Here is a 3,397-nt window from a genome sequence, read left to right on the forward strand (position 1 = left end):
GTTCCCCACGACATGCCTTTGGCCGAAGTAGCGCACATCATTGTGCGTTCCGGGCACTCGCGCATTCCCGTGTACAAGGAAACCCGCGACAACATCGTGGGCATTCTTCACGCCAAGGATCTGCTCAGCAGCATGCTTGACGCGGGCGGCAAACCCACGTCCATGACAGAACTGATTCGTGAGCCCTTCTTTGTTCCCGAAACCAAATCCATCCGTACCCTTCTGCAAGAATTCCGTGCCCGCAAACAGCACATCGCCATTGCGCTGGACGAATACGGCGGAACCTCGGGGCTCATCACCATTGAGGACGTGCTGGAAGAAATCGTCGGCGACATTGAAGACGAACACGACGCCCCGCGCCAGGAAGACATCCGTCCCCTGGGCGACAATATTTATGAACTCACAGGTCGCGCTTTGCTTGAAGACCTTGAAGATATGGGCGTGGACGTTGATTCTGATGAAGTGGACACCATCGGCGGCTACCTCAGCATGGAAGCTGGTCATGTGCCCGGCCCCGGAGAGAGCTTCACCCTGCGCGGCTGGACTTTCACCGTGCTTGAAGCTGACCGCAAACTCATTGTCCGTCTGCGTATGGAGCCTGCGAGCAACGCTGCCAACCGGTCAAGCGCGGATCAGGTTTCTGAATCACTGATGGCTGCTGACGCTCATGAGATGCAGCCCTATGCCAGTGACCGTGAAACCGCTGCCGCTGGGGACAAAAAAGATCTCACTGAACAGAAATCCCTTCCGGCGGATGTCCGGACAGAGGACGAAGCCACCCGTCCGGCAGAGTCCACGGCCAAGGCATGAGCCGCACCCATAGCGCCACATTCCGGCCTGACAACACGGCGCTGTTTGTCGGCCTCATAGGTGCGGCAGGCATATGGCTGGGCTTTCCCAACGATATTGCCGGGCTGCCCCCACTGGCTCTGCTTTGGCCCGTGGCCCTGGCATGGCTGGGACTGTGCGCCCCAACACGCGGAGCCGCACTGCGCAGGGGCTGGTTGTGCAATCTGGCTGGCGGCATGGCGGCTCTCTACTGGCTCAGCATGCCCGTGCACAATGTCGGGGGCCTGCCCTGGTTTCTGGCTGTGCCCTGCGCCCTTTTGATTGCTGCCTGTATTTCCAGTGCCGGGGGCCTTTTTTCCCTGGCGGCATATGCCCTGCGCCACCGCCCCCCTTACATGTGGGCCATCCTACTGGGCCTTCTGTGGTATGTGCTTGAGGCTGTTTATGCGCTGGCTCTGGGCTTTCCCTGGCTTGAGCTTTCCGGTGCGCTTGCCGCATGGCCCCTGCTGGTGCAGGGAGCCGACACTGTGGGCGCTTACGGATTGTCGGGCCTATGGGTAATGGCGGCTCTTTGGTGTGCGCTTGGCATACTTCCTCATCCCCTTGCAGCCAATGCGGGAACCAGTTCCGACGAAAAAAAGAAGCCAGAAACAAATGCTTCTGGCAAATCCACGCCAACGGCCTTTGGCGGCAAAAATTCGTGGCGGCCCGCCTGTCTGGTTTGTGGCCTGCTCATGACTGGACTGCTGCTGGGTTATGGCGGGCTTCGGCTGTACCAGCAGCCGCTTGAAGTTGCCCCCACAGGGCCACAAAGCGTGCAGGCTTTGTTTGTTGAAGGCAATATAGACCAGAACCAGAAATGGCTGCCCGCCTTTCAACGCCAAACCGTAGACCTGTACCTGCGCCTCACCTATGACGCTCTGGCCCAAAGGCCTGGTGAACGTCCGCTGATTATCTGGCCTGAAACAGCCCTGCCTTTCTTTTTTGAGACCAACTTGCTCCACTCCCCCCGCGTAAGGCAATTGCCTGCCGTCACTGGCAGCCCGCTGCTGGTCGGCGCACCAGGCCTGGAGCGGCGCGCGGACAAAAAAGAGCCTGATGTTTTCAACCGCGCCTTTCTGCTCACGCCGCCTGACGGCGCCATAGCCGCACACTATGACAAAGAACACCTTGTGCCCTTTGGCGAATACCTGCCTGAATGGCTCAACTGGGGGTTTCTTGAGGCCCTGCTGCAAGGAGTTGGCGTCTACCAGACGGGCACCGCCATCGCTCCTTTACGTTACGACAATCTTGCCCTGGGGATGCTCATTTGCTATGAAGGTATATTCCCCTGGTTGGCTCAGGCGCGAGTTGAAGATGGCGCCAACATCCTGGTTGATATCAGCAACGACGGCTGGTTCGGAGCCACTCCGGCCCCCCGCCAGCACCTGTACCTGACAGCCCTGCGAGCCCTTGAACAAAACCGCTGGATATTGCGTGGCACCAACACGGGTATTTCCGTGGTGGTTGATAATCGGGGTCGCCTGACCATGCGCGGCGCACAGTTCAAGGAACAAGCGCTCTGGGGCAGTGCAGCGCTTGAAAGCACTCCCAGTATGTACCACAGGCTTTGGCCCTGGCCTCTGCCCATAGCTGTAGCCCTGCTGGCTGGCCTGCTTTTGTGGGCACCGGGCGGCAAGGCCAGTCGCAAGGCAAAACCCGAAGCCAAACGCGATACTCCGTGAGGGCACAGTTTGCGCGCCTTCTCAAATAAATTTTCTGGCGGCCAAGACGACCGCACCCGGCAATGCCCGGACTCACTTTCAACCCACTGATCCATTATGCTGCAACTTTCAGATCTTCGTGCTGCCTGCAATCCCCTCTCTCAACGCTTTTCCTCACTTTGGGGGCGCCTTTGACGTTGCCGGCAGTGAAAAAAGGCTGCAGGCCATAGAAACGGAAATTTCACGCCCTGGCGCTTGGGACAAGCCCGAGGCACTTACGCCGATTCTTCAGGAAAAACGCCGTCTTGAAGACGAGGTTGGCCGTCTGAACAAGCTCAAAACCTGCCACGACGACATGGCCGAATGGCTGGCACTTGCCTCAGAAAGCGAAGACCCTGAAGCCCTTGAATCTCTTGCGAATCAGCAGAAAGAACTGGCCGCCCTGTTGGACGAAACAGAGCTTGTAATGCTGCTTTCTTCTGAAGAAGACAGTCAGGACGCCATACTGGAAATACACCCCGGCGCTGGCGGCACAGAGTCTCAGGACTGGGCCGAAATGCTCCTGCGCATGTATAGCCGCTGGGCTGCCAACCACGACTGCAAGGTTGAAGAGATGGATTTTCTGCCGGGCGACGAGGCGGGCATCAAGAGCGTTACCCTGCGCATATCTGGCCCCCACGCCTTCGGCTTTCTTAAAAGCGAGCGCGGCATTCACCGCCTCATCCGCATTTCTCCTTTTGACTCATCTGGCCGCAGGCATACGTCCTTTGCGTCTGTGGATGTTATTCCCGATGCGGGCGATGACATTGAACTGGACATCAAGGAAGCCGACCTGCGCGTGGATATTTTCCGCTCAAGCGGTCCCGGCGGCCAGAGCGTCAACACCACAAGCTCGGCTGTGCGCA

2 protein-coding genes and 1 pseudogene are annotated in these 3,397 nt (G+C 58.6%); all 3 read left to right on the forward strand.

The window, feature by feature from the left end; all coding sequences use genetic code 11:
• On the forward strand, positions 1-810 hold an 810-nt coding region (locus tag QM579_RS08355; protein WP_414998711.1), incomplete at its 5' end, for a hemolysin family protein.
• On the forward strand, positions 807-2,513 hold the full coding sequence (gene lnt / locus QM579_RS08360) for an apolipoprotein N-acyltransferase (protein ID WP_414998712.1): 1,707 nt from the start codon (positions 807-809) through the stop codon (positions 2,511-2,513). The genes QM579_RS08355 and lnt, both read left to right, overlap by 4 nt.
• Positions 2,514-2,609: 96 nt before the next feature.
• A pseudogene (locus QM579_RS08365) lies at positions 2,610-3,397 on the forward strand (PCRF domain-containing protein); the annotation flags it as partial.

Origin of the sequence: Desulfovibrio sp. (assembly GCF_047607245.1) — a bacterium.
Taxonomy (GTDB): Bacteria; Desulfobacterota; Desulfovibrionia; order Desulfovibrionales; family Desulfovibrionaceae; genus Desulfovibrio.

Coding starts and splice junctions, on each gene's coding strand:
- lnt (WP_414998712.1), top strand. CDS start 807: ATGAGCCGCACCCATAGCGCCACATTCCGGCCTGACAACACGGCGCTG.